Below are 20,447 nucleotides of genomic sequence, written 5' to 3'. Positions count from 1 at the left end.
AGATGTGTATAAGAGACAGCCTTAAAACACCTTAAAATCACAAAAATTAATTATTTACTTCAATATTAATTAAGCATAAAAACATTAAAATACATTAAAAACAACAACAAAAAAGAACAAATATTCATATTATATTAAAATTTAAGAATTTTATTTCGCAATACGCTTGGCGAGGGTAATATAGCTCTCGTCGAATAGACTGACATTCAAATATCATTTCTTGACCTGATATGAAGGTACAAATGGAACAAATGGAAACAGGTTTATAAAAGGCCCAGTTATTCTTTTATATAAACCAGTTATATCCCAATGATGGGCTAGTAAATCAATTTCTATAATGCCCGCTAATTAAGAAGCCTAATTATGGAAATTGTTAATTTTTCTCTTAAGGATTTTAGTATGAAATTAAATAAATTATCTGTTGCTGTTTTATTTGCTGCGTCAACACTGTCTACCGCTGTATTAGCAAGTGGTAACACAGGTGAATTACGTTTCAGCGGCCAAGTTGTTAATGCGCCATGTAATATTGAATCTGAAAGCACTAAACAAGAAGTCCCTTTTGGTCAACTTTCTCGTGCCTCTTTGGAAGCAGGTAATGCAGCTGAAAAAGATATCGCGATTAAAATCAAAGACTGTAATTTCGATGAATTCAGCAAAGACAAAGATGACAACTGGGTCGCCGTTAAAGATATCAAAATTACCTTTGGTGGTAAAAACTATGTTGGTACTAACAAAGAGTTCTTAGGAACGACAGGTTCTGCAACAAACATCGGTGTTCAGATTAAAGATTTTAAATTTGATGAAGCTAAATCTGTGATGAATCAAATTCGTAATAAACAAGGTGAGAACGTTTTAGAATTTACTGCATTAGCTAAACGCGTTGATGGTGCAACACCAGTCACTGAAGGTGAATTTAGCTCTATTGCTGATTTTAAAATCACATACGAGTAATTTTTTAAGGGAGGATATTATTCCTCCCTATAAAAAGGTTCATTATGAAAAAACATATTTATCTATGGACTACTTTGTTATTGAGTTCGATCAATTCTTATGCAACAGATTCTAATTTAGGGCATGTACAGGACGGACTTCGTGGTGAAGCAATAATGCAAGGTTATATTGTTGCAGCTCCTTGTTCTATTGAAACAGACAGTCAATATCAATATATCAACTATGACTATATTTCCAATTACAATATTAATGAAATAGAAAATAGAAAGATAACACGAAAACCGTTTCATATAAAATTGAATAACTGCATTAGTGAATATGATAATAACAACCACAAAGGTATTAGAATTCGCTTCTTTGCCCCACAAGATATATATAGCAATGCAATAAAGCTTTCAGGTCCTAAGCCTGGTGTTGTTCTATATATTTACGATAGTAATGACAACTTATTAATGCCAAATAAACTTTATTCTATATCTAATAACTACATTTATTTTGACCATAAAAGTAAAGAAAGCTATTTGAAATATGAAACAGAATTAGGCACAAGTAATAATGAAATTACACCTGGGGATTACTTTACCACCATTAAATTCAACGTTACTTACGATTAATAAAATAAACTCATAATTAATTTGACGAAAAAATCATGGTTAGACTTAATATTTATTCTTACATTATTGTGACGTCTTTTTTATCTTTGATATCTTCAATAGCCTATGCTGTCGAATTTAATACTGATATGTTAGATACTGAAGACACACAGAATATTGATTTTAGCCAGTTTTCTCAGGCAGGATTTATTATGCCTGGCACTTACCATTTAACACTCAAAGTCAATAATGAGAGTATGGGAAGTGCGCAAGATATCACTGTGATCGCACCGCAATCTCAAGAAAATAACTTATTTAATACCGTTTGTGTTCCCTTCAATATTCTAGATCGTTTAGGGTTAACGCCTGATGCTATCAAATTAGTTCAATATCGTGATAATGGAAAATGCTTGGATTTGTCCGCACTTGAGGGAGCAACGCTGAATGTTGATTTATCCACATTAACGCTCTCCATTTTAATTCCACAAAGCTATTTAGAATACACGGATCCAAGTTGGGTTCCTCCTTCCCGTTGGGAGGAAGGTGTTAATGGCTTTTTATTGGATTACAACCTCACGGGTTCTTTAACGCGTAGAAACTCAGGCTCTCGAGAGTCATATATTTCAGCCAATGGAACAACAGGCCTTAATCTTGGTGCATGGCGCTTACGGGGTGATTACCAAGCCAATTACCGTAAATCCACGGGGAGCTTTGAGAACCAATATAGCGATGCTTCGTTTAGCCGCTTATTCGCATACCGTTCAATTAAATCAATAGCTTCTGTTTTAACGCTAGGTGAAAACTACTTTTACTCTGCTATTTTTGACTCTTGGCAGTACACCGGTATTTCTCTTGAAACCGATGAAAATATGATGCCGCCAAAGTTAACAGGTTATGCCCCTGAAATTATTGGTATTGCCCAGACTAATGCCACCGTTATTGTCAAAAGTCATAATCGTATCGTGTTAGAAACTACCGTACCTGCGGGACCGTTTCGTATTCAAACACTTGATAGCTCCATTCGCGGAACCCTTGATGTCACCGTGCGTGAAGAAAACGGTGAAGAACAACAGTTTAGTATTACCACGGCCGCGTTACCTTATTTAACGCGACCAGGGCAAATTCGTTATAAATTTGCCGCAGGAAAACCACGCTTTAATGGCCGGGAGCTTGAAGGCGATTTAACCGCATCAGGTGAGTTGTCCTATGGATTAAATAACCTGTGGTCTATTTATGGTGGGTCGGTTTTATCGAAAAATTACCAAGCATATTCAGCAGGTTTTGGGCGTGACTTATTTGCATTCGGCAGCCTTTCGTTTGATGCCACTCAATCACATGCTCAGCTAATTAATAAAACATTGACGGGACGAAGCTACCGCCTCAGTTATTCAAAATCGTTTGACGAAGCCAGAACCGATATTACGTTCGCAGGGTACCGTTTCTCTGATGAAACTTACCGTTCATTGCAACAAACCTTGGATGAACGCCGTACAGGCAATGAAGCTCAAGCGCAAAAAGAAAGCTACCAAGTAAATATCAATAAATATTTTGATGATTTCTCGTTGGGTGGCAACTACCAATACAACACCTATTGGAATAGTGAAACCGAAGAACAGTACAGTTTATATCTGAGCACCTTGTTAAATTGGGCGGCAATTGGGTTGAAAAATATTAACCTCACTGCATCTGCAACCCGTTCAAAAAGAGCAGGCTATCAAGATGATGCGATAAGCCTATATTTTACGATCCCATTATCTCAAGGCAGTAGTTTTAGTTTTTCTGAAGGATACACGCGAGATCAAAATGGCAAGCACAGCTCAACCCACAATGTTGGCTACAGCGGATATAGCGAACAACGTAGCTATAACCTGAATGTGGGTTACCAAACTGGAAGCCATCAAGATGATCAAACTAGCTTTAGCGGGTATTTAAGCCAAAACCTTCCTTATGCCTCGATTTCAGGGAATGCCAGCTATGTGCCGAATGAATACCACAGCGTAGGGGGATCAATTAATGGTGGTATCACCTTAATTAAAGAAGGGATTGCTATGCACCAAGCGGCCTATGGGGGCACACGCCTCGTAGTAGAAACCCCAGGCGCTGCTAACGTACCACTCAGTGGTGGGGTATACAAAACTAACCACTTCGGCCTTGCTGTATTACCAAATGTGAGCAGTTATCGAAAAACTAGCGCATCGATTAATACCAGCAAATTACCAAAGGATATTGAAGCGTTAGAGACCGTTGCTGATGCCACATTAACTCGTGGTGCTATTGGTTACCGTAGCCTGAACGTTATTCAAGGTGAAAAAACTTTTGCACGTTTAAAACTTACCGATAACAGCTATCCACCATTTGGAGCCAGCGTGCGCAATAGCAGCAATATTGAGCTAGGCATTGTCGGCGAGCAAGGCATTACGTGGATTGTCGGTATCCGCGCCAAGGAATTATTAAATATCTATTGGGGAAACAAACTTCAGTGCAGTGCACAGGTTCCTGACGTGATTAGCCCTCAGGACGTTTACCCTACTATCATTTGTCGTTAATAAGAGAATTGAAATGAAATTGAACCGCCACTTTTTACGTTTAACCACCGCATTCATGCTTACGGCTGTTGTCTTGAGCGCCGCTCAAGCCGCTGTCACGCTTGATCGTACTCGTATTATTTTCGATGGGAATCAGCCATCTATTAATATTACGATCCGCAATGATAACCCTGAATTGCCTTACTTAGCACAGTCATGGTTAGAAAATACCTTAGAACAAAAACTCGAAACAGGCCCTATTATTGCCACGCCCCCTATTCAGCGTATGGAGCCAAAGTCCACCAGCTTGGTTCGCTTAAGTACAGCGCCTGACGTAGCGAAATTACCCCAAGACAGAGAATCTCTGTTTTACTACAACCTGCGCGAGATCCCGCCTAAATCATCAGAAGCTGGCGTGTTGCAAATTGCGTTACAAAGCCGCGTAAAACTATTTTATCGCCCTGAAAGTATTGTGGCGCAAAGTAAAACAGATTGGGCAAAACACGTCACGCTAACGCCTGCAGCAACAGGCTATACATTAAATAATCCAACGCCTTTTTATTTAACCGTTATAGGCATTGGAAACAGCCAAAAACAATCTGAAGAGAGTGATTTTGAGGCTGTCATGGTGCCACCAAAATCGAATCAAATTATTAAATCAGCCAAATTTTCAACACCTTACCTGACATATATTAATGATTATGGCGGAAAGCCATCATTGGCATTCAAGTGCCAAGCATCGCAGTGCAGCGTGACTGAATAATGCATCAAAATAGAAAGGAGCAGAACTATGAAATTACGTTACTTAGCGCTATGGGCTTTTGCGGCACCTATTTTTGCGCAGTCCACTGCACCAGTCACTACGGGCACAGTCTATGTCAACGCACGTATTGTCACTGCTCCTTGTCTACCACTAATTTCATTGAAATTGAATGAAAATACGTTATTGGCACAGGCCTATCAATTAGAAATGAATTTTTCCCATTGTAATCAGTTAGCAAAACGACACGCTTGGGTGCCTTTTACTTTGAAGTTGGGTGCAGAAAAGTATGTGTTAGCACAACCCTTGCGCAATAACACATTTTTGTTATCTATCCCTGCCAATAACCCAGCACAACGTCTGGAAATAAATTATGACTAAGTACTCAATATTATTATTTAGCCTTTTATTCCTAACGGGAAATAGCAGTTTTGCCAATAGCTTAACAGTTTATTTTGAAGGGGTATTAGTGCCTTTAGGTTGTCGCCTCAGTGATGATGATGCCCAGAAAAAAATCTACCTGTCTGGGTTGCGCTTTTCATCTCTCGAAACATTGGGCCGTTCCGAAGTACAGCCCTTTCAACTTGATATCGTAGACTGTTCAGCGATGGCGTTAAATAAAACCATCAAAATCACCTTAAATACCCAAAATACCGAAACGCATAATGGCATTAACTACCTAAAAACAACAGGTGAATCCAATGTGTTACTGGCGCTTACCGATAGCAATGGCAAAGAGCTCGACCTGAATACAAAAATAGACGTCAGTACTGTTACTGAATCAGGAAAAGGGTCAATTAATACTCTTTCATTTGGTGTGTATGCACAAAAACCCTTTAATGCGCGTTTACAAACAGGCAGTTTTGCCTCAACCGTGACGTTCAATCTTGATTATCAATAAGGAAAAATAAAATGAAACTGACACGTTTTGTATTCCCTTTAGTGGGGCTATTTATTTCCTTTGGTGCTCAAGCTGATGTCTTGCTGTCATTGTCTGCCAAATTAGTACGGCCACCTTGTGTATTAACTGCGGAAAATGGCGAGAAAGAGCTATTTATCAATTTTAGAGAAGTTGCCTTAGATAGATTAACGGAAGAAAAGCAGTCTTTTGGCATTTTGATTAAGCAATGTGAGCTTCGTAAAAATTTACAGGTTTACCTTTCACCAAGGGAAGGCAATACCCTAACCGTCAATAACGAAACGGTACTGGCGACCTCAATTACGGGGCTAGGTATTCGTTTTTCAGAAGAAAATAAAAGCACAGCGCTGAACCTCAATAAATGGGAAAGGATCGCACCCACTGTCAGTGGTGATACAGGGAAAATCGTTATTCAGTCGCAACTTGTGACTAATCAAGCCCTAGAAAACCTTACCGCTGGGCCATTTACAGCCGCATTATCTGTGATGGTTGATTACCTGTAATATTGGGAAACCTTATGAAAAAATTAAAAATTTGTACACAATTACTTTTATTGTTACCACTGTGTTTAGGAAGTTTACACGCACAGGCTACCCGCTACGCAGGTGCTGGCGGTGGGTATAAAATGAACCTCATTTCGAACAATTCGGTTGTGGCAACAACCCCAACTATTGGCACAGATAACAATAAATATTATTTAATTGCGCCACCAAATAGTACAGGGATTGTTATTAATGAAACAACGTCACAACCTTTTGGCCAAGTAAGATGCACCGTCAATTTTTTAGAAGGAAATTATAGTGCGGGGCTCGGTTGGAGCTATGCTTATCATCGTGTTTTTGCTTATATGCCAGAGGCTGGCTTTTCTCTAAAGGGATTAAAAGCTTATAAAATCAATGCAAATACCTTTTTTACCCTTTATTCTGACAACGGCATTACTAGCGGGTGGCGAAATATTTCAGGGCGCGGGTGCTCTAATGAAGAAATGGGGCCATTAGACACATCTTTCTTCACCGTACACTTCCCCTTTGAAGTGAGGGTTTATGTTAAAGAAATCCCTGTCGATGGCAAGATTGTTATTCCTGATGCAATGATTGCGGGCTATACCCGCTTATTCCAGGATTATGGCACTCCAACTCTTTACGTCCCTGCAGATAAAGCGAGTGTGAAATTAGACCTCACCACATCTGTGGTTAATTATCCATCAAATTGCCATTCCAATATTGATAATTTAAATATTGATCATAAAACCCTAGATGCCTTTGAGTTTAATAGTAAGGAAACACGCACAGTCACCTATACCTGTGAACGAGTCCAGCCTGTAAAAGTGAAATTAAAATTAGATTACGCAACTGACACCGATCCAGAAAAACGCGTTCCACTAAAATCAGGCAATAATACAATTTACTCTGAAGTCACGCTTTATGATGAGCAAACCAACCAAAGTGGGAAAGAAATTGAAACCACTATTGATAAGGTCAAAAATATTCGCATTGAAAGTCAGCTTTCAGGTTCAGACGCTGAACCTGGAGACTACAAAGGCAATGCTTGGTTAATCGCTACCTTTATTTAATACAGTGGTAATGCACTATGATTATGATATCTCGTTCATTATTTATTGGTATATTTATTATTTGGCATTTAACCAGCCTAATTTATATTGATAGCCTGGGAAGTTTACGTCAATCACTTCCGCAAAATATCATTGGCTGGCTCGCTATTGCTATAATTATTTCGACTATTTCATTTACTGTTTTTTATCGGAAGAATAAAATTGTTATAACTGTACCCGCAATTTGTTTTTTGATTGCATTAATTTTTTTAGCCATGGGGCTTGCTTATTCGACAGATATAAAAAGTGACCTTATTTTTTGGTATTGGTCAGGTATTACTATTGGTGTTTTATTATATATTACTGGACTACAAATAAAAGATAGATGGCGGGTACAGTCATTTTGTATTTATTGCAATATTACATTCTCAGCTATTCAAGCGCTCTTAACAGGTTACCAGTTTTTTACTCAGCCCGATATTTTTTATTTCGCAACTGATATGCGCTCAAATGGTTTATCACAACAAATTAATATATTGTCAGTGAGCGTTGCGGCATCATGCTTACTTGCAATGATGACACTTATATTATCACAGTTTACCTTAGCGAATGCTAAATATGAAAATATGCGAACTATTGCCTTAGGCTGCTCAATTTTTTTATTTACTTTAACTCTTGTAACACTTCAGTCCGTCACGACATGGTTAAGTTTTATTGTGGCAATTTTCATATTCATTTGTTTTTTCTATAAAAAAAATCAGCTTAGAGTGATTGCTAGCTACTTTATCATGGCTGTAGCTGTGTTTATTGGTATTTACTTCATTAAATTATGCCCTCAGTTTATCAATACTGAGGTGATTAATCAGTTTCATTTAAAACAAATGTTACGATTTTCAATTACCCTCTTTTTGGAGCAACCTGATGATATCTGGGATCCTTCATTAATCCCTAAGGATAGTTATGGTAGAACACCATTACCCTTTTTAAGTCCAGAACAATACATCGTTCCACATTCACATAATGAAATTTTTCTTTGGATTATGAGAGGAAGCAATATTAATTTAATTTTTATGTCGCTACTTATAACAGGGAGTATTTACGTTATTTTCCAATCTTTTATTAAATACAAAAAAAATGGCAATGGATATTCATTAGCGCTGATCATTGCCATACTCCCCATCGTTATTCATAACAATGTTGAATACCCGTTTCTTTTATCGGTATTGCATTGGGGGACGATTATATTATTTTTATCTTTTTCTGACTCTGCATTCTCACTAAAAGATCAATCATTATTTTATATTAATAAAAATTTATCCGCATTATTTAGCGTTATGATATCTATTATTGGAATTAGTGTTTTTATTTTAGGGATCGTTTTATTTAATGGAGAAAATTATATTTACCCCAATGATGATATCGAATTAGTAAGCCTTGATTAATTATTGAACACATACCAATAGTTTAATACTAATTTAATTTATTATCACTTGATTAGAGTTATATTATGACAAAATACCATACAGACATTTCAAATTCTTATATTGGGCATAAAATGCGCAAGCGTCGTTTACAAATGGGCTTAACGGGCGATAGCTTAGGAAAAAAATCAGGCTTAAGCCAACAACAAATATCCCGTTATGAACGTGGCGTACAAAATTTTACGATCCGTCGACTTTGTATATTCGCCAATATTCTACAATGCGATTTAAACTATTTCCTTGAACAAAATTACCATGAAATAGACTCCACCGTAGACAAGTTCTTTTAATGCCCTTTAAATATACATGGCTAGGGGCTGTTTATCTTTGTTGATGATTTTTACCGCTAAAAAGGTTAAAAAACAATCCAAAAAATTGACCACTAAAGATAAACAGCACCTAGTACCCCTTTATTTTAGGTGTTAGCCTGCATATCACGACTCAAACCATCAATTTATCTCTTTTCTGATTGCTTAATTTATCCCCCTCTTATACGTTTAAGTTCAAATCCTAAACAGACACAATTTTCTGGTTAAAAGGCCCAAATATGACAATCACCCTTATCGTGGTATGCATTGCACTATTACTTTTAGTAGGCTGGGGGATTACTATTTATAATCGCCTCATTAGCACTCGAAACCAAGTGAGTAACCAATTTGCCAATATTGATGTGGTTTTAAAACAACGTGCGGATCAAATACCCCAACTTGTCACCATCACCGAAAAAGCGATGGAACATGAAAAAACCTTATTTACTTCATTAAGTGATGCACGCCAAAGCTACTTTGATGCAAAAGATTTGAATGAAAAAATTGCTGCATCGAATGAAATGAATCGTACTTTACGCAGCATTATTGCGATTGCTGAAAATTACCCAACACTGATTTCAGGCGAACAATTTACCCAATTACAAATTGCCTTAAGTGATGTAGAAAATAAAATTGCCCAGCGCCGCGAAGGCTTTAATGACGCAACAACCGAATACAACACGGCAATCCAAATGTTTCCTGACAGCATTGTTGCTAATGCGTTTCGTTTTACACAATTACCTTTACTGGAAATTGCTGATGACGAAAAACAATACCATGGCGTTCAATTTAAATAGTCTTTGCTTAAAGAACTGGATAAGTAAAAATGTATTTTTTATTTGGTGCCGCAGTCGGTGCATTAATTTTACTTCTTAATAATCATTTTTCGATCAATAAAAAATTGAATTGGGGCATCATTCCCTTTCTTAGCATGGCCTTTGGTATGTGGGTGTCAATCTCCCCAACACAAGGGGATTACCCGAGCATCCTGTATTACGTTGTTGTAATGGTGGTTACCTTTTTTGTTTCCCGCCATTTGGTTAGGATCACTGAATCGGGTATTCAATCCTACCAACGGATGCAAAATGAAGGCTCATCTAAATTTGCTGCGTTCGTTAAAGTCGTGGTCGGAACATTATTAGCGACCTGTTTAATGGCGGGCTTTTTTATCGATATGCGTATCTTTTTTCTCGCATTTGTCCTCACCTTTGTTTTTAAATTTATTGAAAATACGCCAACCAAACGCTTCTTAAAATTTCAAAAAAATCTAGCAACTTCAAAAATACGTTCCGTTGCGATGGGGTTAGTGGAAGTGGAAGGGAAGATCACGGCAGGTACGGAAATTAAAAGTGAGTTAGGTAATAAAACCTGCTACGGTTCATTTTATTTTGAATATTCAATTTCAAAAGATAAAGATGGCAAAAAAAGTTATACGCTACAAAATAGTAAAAAACGCATGCATTACTTTACGTTGACCGATGACACTGGCTCAATCAATGTTGAATGTGATCCTGAATATTTTGTCTACCCTGGGTTATCACCGCACATTGATAGGGAAAATGGTAATCGCCGTTATACCGAATATATTTTAGAGCCTAAAACCAATTATTTATTAATCGGCACTGTAGATTCAGATGAAAACGGTAAACCTGTTATTATTCGCAAAGCACCGCATTTATTACTTGGCGTTTCGCCATCGGATTTCGTGGTCAGTTGGAACAAAGCTCGGCCTTTGCGCCGTAATTTAACGCTCACCGTTATTGCTGCACTTTTACTGATTGGGACGATTATTATCACGCCAATGGATTACCAAAATGGTCAATTACGGATGCATTTTGACCAAATATCCTGGTTAGGTGATGACTAATATGGAAAAAATTATTTTCTTTCTCATCATCGGGATTGTTAGTTTTATTTTTTTACGTTATTTGGTAAACACCTATAACAACATTATTTTCTTAAAAAATAACTGTTATAAAGCATTCGCCAATATTGATGTGTTATTAAAAAAACAGGTGGAATTATTACCTGTGCTAACCCAAGTTGCAGACCAAGCCATGGTACATGAAAAACAGTTATTGAGTGAGTTAGTACAGAGCCGACAGCGCTATTTAGAGAGTACAAGAATAGAAAGCAAGGTCGATACTGCAAACAAAATCGCCCCTAAAATAAAGCCATTAATTGCCATCGCAGAAAAGTATCCGCAACTCATCAGTAAATCGGCACTATTAGAATTGCAAAAACAGGCAAAACTCGTTGAAGACCAAATAGCTGACCGTCGTGAGTTCTTTAACCAAACCGTGACGCTCTACAATACGGATATTCATATATTCCCAAACCTGATTTTTGCTATGTTATTTCGCTTTAAGGACATCCCTTTGCTATATGGTCAACAGGAGTCTACATCATGATTAGCATACCTTTTTCTTGGCTTGGCTTTACGGATTGGTTATTAGAGCAAGAGGTGGGAATTATTATCATGTTTGCCACATTTGGCACTCTGTTTGCTTCTATTGTCAGCTTAATTATTCTCAATGTGTTGGGGCTAAAAAAACTGTCAGGCTACGTGGCAGGCTCTTTGTTTTGCTCTGTTTTTATCAGCATGATCGTCATGATCCCATTAATGTTATTGTTTCGCCTTGAAGAAACTATTAAATTCCAGCTGATTTGGCTCGTGATTGTTGGCAGTTGTTTGCTATTTTTCTTAACCAATCAAAACTATTTAAATAGCTACTTTAGTAAAGCGGTAGACAAAGCGAACAATGAAATCAAAAACAAACAGAAAAACTCTAAGAGAAAATAAAACCCAAGGGCAGAGCAAGGCTACCTTGCTCTGTCCGTCTATTTTACCAGCTTAAACTTGTTCTGATGCCAATTGTTGCACATAACGATAATGTGAAAAGGTCACAAAAAGTGCAACCAACGCAATTGATGCGCCTAAAATAAAGCCCCCTGAATAACCAACCGCAGCAGTGAGCCCCACTAGCATCATTGAACTAGCAAGTTCACCGATATCCCTTGTGCTCTGTACCGCTGTCATATCCGTTCCCGCTTGATGATATTGTGAGGCAAATTGCATCCCTGCCGTCATGATCGCTACCGATGTAATTCCAGCAGATAATGAGCCAAAAGTAATACACAGTGCAACCATGCTAATGGAAACCCCGTTAAACGACTGCAACATCCACAATAAAGAGGAAATCAGTGCAAACAATAAACCAAACGAAAAAGCACGCCAAACGCCAATCTTACTAATCAGCCATGCACCACCACCGCACCCTAATACTAGGGTAACTAGACCACCAGCCATCCCCATTTTGCCAATTTGCGCCAACGACCATCCTGCATCGTTTAAAAACAGTTTTGCCAAACCAAACCCTGAAACCGCCGTCACTGCAGATAATAAGGTCAATAACAATAAGCGCAGTGCTCCACGGCGTTTAAACGTTTTGAATAAACTCGCTTTTTCATTAGAACTTGTCGATATCACGGTATTTTTTAAAGGACAAAACAAGATAAAAAATAAGCTCACTAATGGCACGCAGGCTAAAACTCCCAATGCCATATGCTGCCCTAAGCTTTCACTCATAATCATTAAACCGGCACCACCAATAAAGAAGCCAGCCATCACACCTGCAATCTGCACTGCATTGATTTTTGATAACATTGAGCTACTCACTTGTTCAGCGGCCATTCCGTCAGTTGCAATATCCTGCGTCGCACTTGCCAGTGAAGCAACAAATAACAACACCACACAAGGGAGTGCATTTTCAACAGATAAACCTAATGTACTCAGTGCAAACATCGTCAGAGTAACAATAATTTGCATTGGAATGATCCAGCTTTTTCGGCGACCAAGCTTTTTGCCCCAATGGTTATCCACAAATGATGCCCATAGAAATTTTACCACCCATGGCAAGCCCACCAGTGGTAAAAATGCCAAGACTTTCAATTCCCCGCCATCATGGCGTAAAAAAGTTGGCAATGCGTCCATCGCAATACCCATTGGGATCCCTTGGGCAAGGTAAAGCAGGCCAAGTGTCAACACTAACTGTTTATTTTGTAAAAGATCTTTCATATTAACTCCGTGCACGTTTTGCTGTGCATGACAATGTCTGACAAGCGAAAAAACCGATAAGCAGCCCCACTGCGCTACATAACACTGTGAGGTCAATACGTGAAAATGGGGCTAAGTGGGAAACCGAAGAGGCAATAAATGCGGCAAATAACAGGCTCGCTGATAACAAACAAATAATTGCTAAGCTAGCGCGTACATTTTTATACAACAAACACAGCAGCAAGCAGGCAGCCCAACACAGGAAAAAAGAATAGGATGACAGCAACAGCGGCCACGGAGCCAATGCAAGTAAAACGCTACTTGCCAGCAGTAACCCGCCACAACCTCCCACAATGAAACGCGCGAATACGGTCTCCATTCGCCGCCAGCACCACATAGCCAACCCCGCCGAGACTAATACCAAGGCACCGATTCCCGCCAAAAAATGCACAATACTGGCCAGATTTTCACCTTGAGGCCACCACTGGTATTGCCCATAATGCACAGGCTGGACGGCAATAAAGGCCCTTGTCCACCCACTTTGCTGAGAAGAATCACGTATACCAACAAGCTGTTTTTTGGTGCTATCAAATTGGTATTGTTCAAAGTTGGCAGTGGAAAGCTGCCCTTCTCGCACGCCGCCGATAATCCACTTTTCACCTTGAAATCCAACCGTTTGGGGAATAAAAGAGGGTACGGTTTCTCCTAGCGCAGTAATAACCGATGCCACCGTGTTTTCAGAAACATCAGTCGGCGTTTCTACTGTATCAAACCCGCCCATCAAGTTTTTCATAATCATTTGAGGGGATTCAGGTGCGGCTCTTTGTGCCAATGAAACCGTGCCTAAGGCACCTAATCCAGAAAGAGCCCCTGTCAACGCAAAGAGAATGAGCCATGGATAACACCAAAGCCCCAGCCAACTGTGTAAATCATGGAAAAATAACCGTAAACTTGTTCGCCTCGGTAAACGTAGCATCGTAGCGATACGCTTGCGTTGAATGAACCACCCCGTGATCAATAAAACGGCCAATGCAAAACCAAATAAACTGAGGAAAATACGCCCAGGAAAACCAAGAAAGAGGTTTTTATGTAGTGTGACCAACCACATCGCAGGGGTATTTTGTTCGATTAGCTTGCCTGTAATGGCGCTATAGCTAGATGCACACTGCCCCATGCCTTGGCAAAAGGTGATAACAGGGTTGTTTTCTTGGGGCAATTGGATCATTTGCGCATCTACCTGCAATGCAATCAACTGGTTTATCGGTAATATTTGCCCTGATAATGGCGCATCATTCCACCATAAGCGCAATGCATCACTGCCTAAACTCCAGCAACCACTAAATAAAATGATAAATAAAAAAATGCCGAAAAATACCCCTGCACTACGGTGCAGAATATCTAAACGATGGGCTAAAGAAGGTGATTGGCGAAGGATCACAATATGCCCCCTAACATAAAAGCCAGTGGTAACGGCCACCAGCCATAGCTGCGTAATAATGCGCGCTGCCAAGTCGGCGCTGTCAGGTTGTACACTAAGAGCCCCATTGTGACCAAACTACTAAGAAAAACAGCTGCGTATAATCGGTTAAGTGGGTCTAATGACGGGTAAAAGCGTGCTATCAACATCGATAGCACGGCACCACCCATGATTGTCCCAGCAACCGACAAGGCACTTGCTAATTTCATTAAAAATCAGCCTTCAAAGTAAACATCACATTACGTGGGTCACCATAGCGGTTATTCCATTGTGGGGAGAACAACCCGGAATAATAGCGACGGTCAAACACGTTGTTCACGTTCACTGCGGCTGTCCATGTTTCATCAATTTGGTAGCCTAGACGCGTATTGAAAATTGCGTAGCCGCCTTGGCGTAATGTTACGTTTCCATTGCTAGTGCTATACGCACTTTGTGCCTGCATGCCACCGCCTAAGCTCCACTTACGTTCATCCCAAGGTAGGTCGTAATTTGACCAGACACGTAACATATGGCGAGGCGTCAAGGTATTGTAAGAATCCCCTTTGTGTTGGCTATCATCACGGTATTTCGTGTCGGTATAGGTATAGCCCACGGATAAATCCCAGAATGGCGTGATATATCCAACGCCTTCGAGTTCAAAGCCTTGGCTACGCACTTTTCCGCCACTGATAAAATAGTTATTAAAGCCGCCCGTTGGGTGCTCAGGGTCGATTTGTGGGTTATTTTTAATATCAATTTGGTAAACCGCACCCGATAAATTTAAGCTGCCATTTAGCAAGGAACCTTTAATCCCTGTTTCTAAGGTTTGGCCTTCAACAGGTTTGAGCATTTTACCGCTCCATGTTTTCCCTGTTTGAGGTTGGTACACTGTGGAATAGCTGTTGTACCAAGACCATTGCGGGGCAAAATCCCAAATCACGCCACCGTAAGGAGTAATGCGGCCATTTTCTGTGAAATTCGCCGTTGGTGTTTTTACCTCCCACCAACTGTCACGCGCCCCAACAATGACCGTCACAGGCTCAATCACCTTAATGCGGCTCATTCCATACAGACCTTTTTGAGTAGTTTTAGTAGCACCAGCAGAGCTGTAGGCACCTATTTTCGGTTTCGGCACACTGTGCGGATCCCAGCGATACACATTCACAGGGACATTTAACGCAGGGTCAAGATCGGCACTGTATTGCTTTTCGCTGGCATGGGAATAACTCGCGCCCACAATGACATCATGCTTTAAGCCCCAGCCATCCACTTTGCCATTTAAGCTGGTGTCTAAACTGGTTTGCTCATTGCGGAATTTATAGGCGCCCCCCATCAACATAGCCCCATCACCTGTGGCTGGGTCAATATTACCCCATGCCCCTGCATACAAGAGACGTGCATTAACATGTTGATATTCAGCATTTAATTTATATTGCCAGTTATCATTGATTCGGTGCTCAATACCCGCAAAGCTGCGTGAGGTGTCCCATTTGAAGCGATCCCAGTCCACATCCAAATAGGTTTTACGTGGAAGGTGCAAATCGCTGCCATCTTTCCCCATCGGTACACCCGCCATATTGGTTACTGAATCAATGGTTTGGAACTGAGCCCCCATACGTAACAATGTGTCTGAGGTGATATCGATATCGACCGTACCGTACATCAGACGAGTTTGTTGGTCAGACACATCATAGAAGTAATCTTTATCTTCCCATGCCATTACAAAGCGCCCGCGCACTGAACCTGAGTCATTGAGTAAGCCGCCCACATCCACTTCACCACGGTAGCGATCCCAACTGCCCGCACTGAGGCTCAGTTTTGCCATATTCTCTTTCGGTGCATGTTTGCGCACCATATTGACCGTTGCCGCAGGATTTCCCATGCCGTGCAATAAGCCATTTGAGCCACGTAAAATTTCAACCCGCTCATACACCGCCATATCTTGAGGTGAACTTGCCATATTCCCTAACAGAGCTGGCACCCCATCAATTTCGAAGGAATCGATTTGGAAACCTCGCACATAATAAGCGGTGGTCAGCTTCACATAAGGTGCACTGGTCACTCCTGTTGCACGTTGCATAACATCATTAAGGGTTTGGAGATTCTGTTTCTCGATTTGCTCTCTGTCTATCACACTCACCGACTGTGCCACTTCTCGTGGCTTAAGCGCTATTTTGCCTAATGTCGTGACGCCAGGTTCGATATAGTCATCATCTGAAGCCGAAGATGCTGTCACTTGAATGACGTCGTGCTTGGGTTGCACTGTGGGCGCAGCATATGCCATCAAAGACCAACTTGCAGTTGCACATAGTAGCGCACAAGGCGTTAGACGGGAGATCCCGAATGATTTGATGTTAGACGTGGACAGCATTTCCTACCCTTAAAAAGTTAAATGATAATTGTTATCAATTTAGCAATTAATGGCAGGGGATACTTTCGACCGCCGGAATTTGTCTATAGTTATCCGGTGAACTGATTTTATTTTTTCAATTGATTAGGGGAAATGCCAAAACGTTTACGAAATGCGACGGAGAAATGAGCAGGGGTATAACCAACTTGGTAGGCTACCGTTGAAATATTGGCATCATTTAAACTCAGTAATTGGAATGCAGTTTCTAACCGATATTCCTGTAACCAACCATAAATGCTATTGCCAAATAACTGGCGGAACCCTTGCGTTAATTTACGGGTATTTAGCCCCAATCTTTTGGCTAACTCATCTAAACTTGGCGGAGATTCCATTTCCTGAATCAATATCTCTTTTGCTGCATACAAATTATCAATGTCTCTCTGTCGCAGTGTGGTCAACGAGTGGCTTTCTTGATGAGATAATGAATGATGCAAACACAATGCCGTAATTTCGGCAACTTTTGCCCCTAAATAAAGTTGGCGAACAGCGGAGTGGATCGGCTGGCTAAAGAGTTGATGCGTCATCGCCAACACATTGGGCGGTATAGCCAAGCGCAATAGTTGGGGTTTGTGGGGGTGATAGCAAGATGCCGGTAATTTGAGTTGTTGCAACTCTAGCCATTGAGGCGAAATATCAATTATAGTGTATTTCATGGGCTGCTGACTATAAAACTGGTTATTCAGCTGGTAGCTGTTTGCGCTGCTAGATAAAATCAGTGACGGCGAGTTCACATCAACCCGTTGCCCTGCACTACTATGGCATGCCATCATACCTTGGTGAATAGCCACAATCTTTAACCCTGCACTCTGTTCTTCCTCAATTCCTAAGTCACGGTTAATGGAAAACTCCCCTCGGCGAACCCGAATAAACTCCCCGACACAGTGCTCTTCATGTGTTGAGTGTGCTTGAGTGAAGGCTTTTTCGATGTGTTGCGACATAATAGCTCTTGTGAAATGAACAAATATGCCGCTATCTTGGCAAAAAAACACCAAAATAACAATAATTATCATTCGCAATAAAATAAAGGGGAGTTTTTATTTTAAAGCGAAGATTTGGCTATATCCTTTCGGGTTTAAACGCAAATAAAGCAGCAATGTCACGACAACAAAAATAACATGCATCCCCCACACCCAAGTGAAACTTTGGCTTAACTGGTGTAACCATGCCGCGAGTAGTGGGCCAAATGCCGCGATAATAAACCCGCCCGCTTGCATTAATGCCGTCAATGCTCCCGCACTCATCGGGTGGGGAATATGATCCAGTGCCGTAATAATGCTAAGTGCAAAACAGCCACCTAACCCAACACCTAATAATGCTATCCATAAGAAAGGCACATCACGGGCAAACAGCATTAACCCAATAAACCCGATGGCTTGGCAACTTAACGTCGCAATAAGCCAGAAACGACGATCGATATTGTGAGAAGCGAGTACAGGGATCATCAGCGCTGATAAGGCCTGAAACACCGTCAGCATGGCAACAAAAGAGCCACTTTGTGCAGCACTCATTCCCTGTTCTTGGAAAAAAGGCGCTAACCACGTTACCACTGTTCCATAACCTGCATTGATCAACCCAAACCCCGCCATCAATAACCAAGCCCGTGGCTTTTTAAAGAACGCGAATACGGAAACGTGACCAACGCTAGTTTTATTCATCGTGCGAATATTTAGTAGGATAGCAATTAACGCGATCAACGCAGGGAGGGCTAACCATGCCAAAGCTCTTTGCCAATGGCCTGTTACACTTTCTAAAATAGGGGTTAACTGTGCGCCTATCGCGCCGCCCGCCATTAACGTTGCAGAATAGAGCCCCGTCATCATGGCCATTTTTTGTGGAAAATGCGCTTTAATAAAACCAGGAAAAACCGCTTGAATATAAGCGGCGCCGGCACCACACAAAAATGCTGTAAACAATAATATGTGACCATTTTCGGCAAAATTGCGGAAAAAAGAGCCAAAAAATAGCAATAACATCGCCAAAGCAATTCCGCTTCGCTCGCCTATTCGTTGGTTTAATGCGGGGACAACCAATGCACCAATCCCCATCAATAACATGGGCAATAACGTCAGGAGCGAAATGCTTTGGTAGCTCATTCCTGTAGTGTGAATAATATTGTCGACGACAGGGCCGGGGCCTGTCATAAAGGGCCGTAAATTCAGCCCAACTAATACAATAGTGACCACTAACGCGAGAGAATTCGACCCTGTTTTACCCATTATTTTTGCTGTTCCCACCACATTTGGTACAGCGCTGAGCGCGGTGCATCATTTGGCCTTAATTGCTCAAATTTAAAACCCAATTGTTGCTCAGGTGCCACACGTAACGCCTTAGCAATTTCCGCGGTTGATAAGCCAAAGGGCTCTGCATCTTGGTTTGAATAACCATATACCACACGAGAAACCCCTGCCATGCGCATTGCTGCAAGGCACATTGGGCAGGGTTGCCCACTGGCGTAGACAATACAATCATCCAGTTTAACGCGGTTCAATGCCTTCCCCGCTCGGCGTAATGCCATTAATTCCGCGTGCGCAGTGGGGTCGTGTAATTCAAGCATTTGATTTACCCCTGTTGCCACTACTTGACCTTCTCTAACAACAACAGCACCAAATGGGCGACCGCCCGCCTGTACATTTTCTTCAGCAAGCAAAACCGCCTGCTGTAAAAATTGCCTATCCGACATTATTTCGCTCCCGCTTTTTCAAGAATTTCAATCAAGTTACGGTAACCTTTACTTTTTGCTAATGTTAAAGGCGAAATCCCTGAGCCATCCGCCAAGTTCACATCAGCGCCGCCATCAATCAACAGCGTGACAATCTGCGCATATTTGTCGCTACCATCCCCCAAAATAATCGCTTCAATCAATGCCGTCCACCCGAGGCGATTAATATGGTTTACGTCCACACCCGCATCAATCAAGGTTTTGACCGTGTCGATATGGCCACGTTCTGACGCAGGGATCAACGCCGTACCGCCATAACGGTTGGTACTGTTTAAATCAGCCCCATTTTTCAGGGTTAATAATAAAATATCTTGCAGCCCACGCGCCCCTGCATAGAGGTACGGTGAATCTTGCATATTATCCTTCGCATTCACATCTGCGCCGTGCTCAATTAAGTAGCGCGCCACATCCACACGGTTTTCATGAGTAGCGGCCATTAATGGGGTACGTTGGCGCAAATCCCGTTGTTCGATGTTAGCTCCTTGCTCAATTAGCGTTTGAACTTGGTATAAATTGCCTTGCTCAGCCGCGCTAACCAGCGTATTAGATTGTGATGTTGCCATTCCTTTCACCATAAATATCAATGAAATTGAAAGAATACCCAGTAAATAAACCAACCACTTAACACGTAACAATGTTGTTTTCATGATTTATCTCCTTCTCATCTATTTAATCTACTCAAAAAGTATGCTATTTAGAAATTAAATAACCAAATG

22 protein-coding genes are annotated in these 20,447 nt (G+C 40.8%); 14 read left to right on the top strand and 8 right to left on the bottom strand.

Annotation, left to right across the window (positions count from 1 at the left end; all coding sequences use genetic code 11):
- Positions 1 to 399 precede the first annotated feature (399 nt).
- The 14 genes from KDJ85_RS18910 to KDJ85_RS18845 all read left to right on the top strand — a co-directional run bounded on the left by KDJ85_RS18910 (position 400) and on the right by KDJ85_RS18845 (position 11,892).
- Complete coding sequence (locus tag KDJ85_RS18910; RefSeq protein ID WP_225820959.1) at positions 400 to 951, top strand: fimbrial protein; 552 nt, start codon at positions 400 to 402, stop codon at positions 949 to 951.
- Positions 952 to 995: 44 nt separating this feature from the next.
- Positions 996 to 1,565, top strand: coding sequence for a fimbrial protein (locus KDJ85_RS18905; RefSeq protein ID WP_225820958.1), 570 nt, complete (start codon positions 996 to 998; stop codon positions 1,563 to 1,565).
- A gap of 35 nt (positions 1,566 to 1,600) precedes the next feature.
- A complete protein-coding gene (locus tag KDJ85_RS18900) occupies positions 1,601 to 4,090 on the top strand; it encodes a fimbria/pilus outer membrane usher protein (RefSeq protein WP_225820957.1) in 2,490 nt (829 codons plus the stop codon).
- A 13-nt stretch (positions 4,091 to 4,103) separates the two neighbouring features.
- Positions 4,104 to 4,832: a fimbrial biogenesis chaperone gene (locus tag KDJ85_RS18895; RefSeq protein ID WP_225820956.1), complete on the top strand. Its 729-nt coding sequence runs from the start codon at positions 4,104 to 4,106 to the stop codon at positions 4,830 to 4,832.
- 27 nt (positions 4,833 to 4,859) lie between these two features.
- A complete protein-coding gene (locus tag KDJ85_RS18890; RefSeq protein WP_225820955.1) occupies positions 4,860 to 5,210 on the top strand; it encodes a hypothetical protein in 351 nt (116 codons plus the stop codon).
- Positions 5,203 to 5,730 (top strand): fimbrial protein, encoded by a 528-nt coding sequence (locus KDJ85_RS18885; RefSeq protein WP_225820954.1) that lies wholly within the window; start codon positions 5,203 to 5,205, stop codon positions 5,728 to 5,730. Before KDJ85_RS18890 ends, KDJ85_RS18885 begins: the two co-directional genes overlap by 8 nt.
- A gap of 11 nt (positions 5,731 to 5,741) precedes the next feature.
- Complete coding sequence (locus KDJ85_RS18880; RefSeq protein WP_225820953.1) at positions 5,742 to 6,251, top strand: fimbrial protein; 510 nt, start codon at positions 5,742 to 5,744, stop codon at positions 6,249 to 6,251.
- 14 nt (positions 6,252 to 6,265) lie between these two features.
- Positions 6,266 to 7,321, top strand: a complete 1,056-nt coding sequence (locus tag KDJ85_RS18875) for an MrpH family fimbial adhesin (protein ID WP_225820952.1) — start codon at positions 6,266 to 6,268, stop codon at positions 7,319 to 7,321.
- Positions 7,322 to 7,338: 17 nt separating this feature from the next.
- The gene (locus KDJ85_RS18870; RefSeq protein WP_225820951.1) at positions 7,339 to 8,742 is read left to right on the top strand and encodes an O-antigen ligase domain-containing protein; all 1,404 of its coding nucleotides are present in this window, start codon (positions 7,339 to 7,341) and stop codon (positions 8,740 to 8,742) included.
- A 113-nt stretch (positions 8,743 to 8,855) separates the two neighbouring features.
- Positions 8,856 to 9,071 carry a helix-turn-helix domain-containing protein gene (locus tag KDJ85_RS18865; RefSeq protein ID WP_263974627.1) on the top strand — a complete coding sequence of 72 codons (216 nt, stop codon included), beginning with the start codon at positions 8,856 to 8,858 and terminating at the stop codon, positions 9,069 to 9,071.
- A 257-nt stretch (positions 9,072 to 9,328) separates the two neighbouring features.
- Positions 9,329 to 9,886, top strand: a complete 558-nt coding sequence (locus KDJ85_RS18860; protein WP_225820949.1) for a LemA family protein — start codon at positions 9,329 to 9,331, stop codon at positions 9,884 to 9,886.
- Positions 9,887 to 9,915: 29 nt separating this feature from the next.
- The gene (locus KDJ85_RS18855; protein WP_225820948.1) at positions 9,916 to 10,956 is read left to right on the top strand and encodes an E3 ubiquitin ligase family protein; all 1,041 of its coding nucleotides are present in this window, start codon (positions 9,916 to 9,918) and stop codon (positions 10,954 to 10,956) included.
- Position 10,957: 1 nt separating this feature from the next.
- Positions 10,958 to 11,500 carry a LemA family protein gene (locus KDJ85_RS18850; protein WP_225820947.1) on the top strand — a complete coding sequence of 181 codons (543 nt, stop codon included), beginning with the start codon at positions 10,958 to 10,960 and terminating at the stop codon, positions 11,498 to 11,500.
- Positions 11,497 to 11,892: a hypothetical protein gene (locus KDJ85_RS18845; protein ID WP_225820946.1), complete on the top strand. Its 396-nt coding sequence runs from the start codon at positions 11,497 to 11,499 to the stop codon at positions 11,890 to 11,892. The genes KDJ85_RS18850 and KDJ85_RS18845 overlap by 4 nt, the downstream gene beginning before the upstream one ends.
- Positions 11,893 to 11,943: 51 nt before the next feature.
- Here KDJ85_RS18845 and KDJ85_RS18840 read toward each other — a convergent pair whose 3' ends face one another.
- The 8 genes from KDJ85_RS18840 to KDJ85_RS18805 all read right to left on the bottom strand — a co-directional run bounded on the left by KDJ85_RS18840 (position 11,944) and on the right by KDJ85_RS18805 (position 20,378).
- On the bottom strand, positions 11,944 to 13,167 hold the full coding sequence (locus KDJ85_RS18840) for a RhtX/FptX family siderophore transporter (protein ID WP_225820945.1): 1,224 nt from the start codon (positions 13,165 to 13,167) through the stop codon (positions 11,944 to 11,946).
- Position 13,168: 1 nt separating this feature from the next.
- The gene (locus tag KDJ85_RS18835) at positions 13,169 to 14,584 is read right to left on the bottom strand and encodes a PepSY-associated TM helix domain-containing protein (RefSeq protein ID WP_225820944.1); all 1,416 of its coding nucleotides are present in this window, start codon (positions 14,582 to 14,584) and stop codon (positions 13,169 to 13,171) included.
- Positions 14,581 to 14,832, bottom strand: coding sequence for a hypothetical protein (locus KDJ85_RS18830; RefSeq protein ID WP_225820943.1), 252 nt, complete (start codon positions 14,830 to 14,832; stop codon positions 14,581 to 14,583). The genes KDJ85_RS18835 and KDJ85_RS18830 overlap by 4 nt, the downstream gene beginning before the upstream one ends.
- On the bottom strand, positions 14,832 to 16,973 hold the full coding sequence (locus KDJ85_RS18825) for a TonB-dependent siderophore receptor (protein ID WP_225820942.1): 2,142 nt from the start codon (positions 16,971 to 16,973) through the stop codon (positions 14,832 to 14,834). The genes KDJ85_RS18830 and KDJ85_RS18825 overlap by 1 nt, the downstream gene beginning before the upstream one ends.
- A 107-nt stretch (positions 16,974 to 17,080) precedes the next feature.
- Entirely contained in the window at positions 17,081 to 17,950 is an 870-nt protein-coding gene (locus KDJ85_RS18820; protein WP_225820941.1) for a helix-turn-helix transcriptional regulator, read from the bottom strand.
- Positions 17,951 to 18,046: 96 nt separating this feature from the next.
- Positions 18,047 to 19,228 carry a cyanate transporter gene (locus KDJ85_RS18815; RefSeq protein WP_225820940.1) on the bottom strand — a complete coding sequence of 394 codons (1,182 nt, stop codon included), beginning with the start codon at positions 19,226 to 19,228 and terminating at the stop codon, positions 18,047 to 18,049.
- Entirely contained in the window at positions 19,228 to 19,692 is a 465-nt protein-coding gene (locus KDJ85_RS18810) for a nucleoside deaminase (protein WP_225820939.1), read from the bottom strand. The genes KDJ85_RS18815 and KDJ85_RS18810 overlap by 1 nt, the downstream gene beginning before the upstream one ends.
- The gene (locus tag KDJ85_RS18805; RefSeq protein ID WP_225820938.1) at positions 19,692 to 20,378 is read right to left on the bottom strand and encodes an ankyrin repeat domain-containing protein; all 687 of its coding nucleotides are present in this window, start codon (positions 20,376 to 20,378) and stop codon (positions 19,692 to 19,694) included. Before KDJ85_RS18805 ends, KDJ85_RS18810 begins: the two co-directional genes overlap by 1 nt.
- Positions 20,379 to 20,447: the final 69 nt, after the last annotated feature.

Origin of the sequence: Providencia vermicola, assembly GCF_020381325.1 — a bacterium.
GTDB classification, from domain to species: Bacteria; Pseudomonadota; Gammaproteobacteria; order Enterobacterales; family Enterobacteriaceae; genus Providencia; species Providencia vermicola.
The sequence above is the reverse complement of the archived record's forward strand: the minus strand, read 5'-3'. Positions and strand labels throughout refer to the sequence as shown.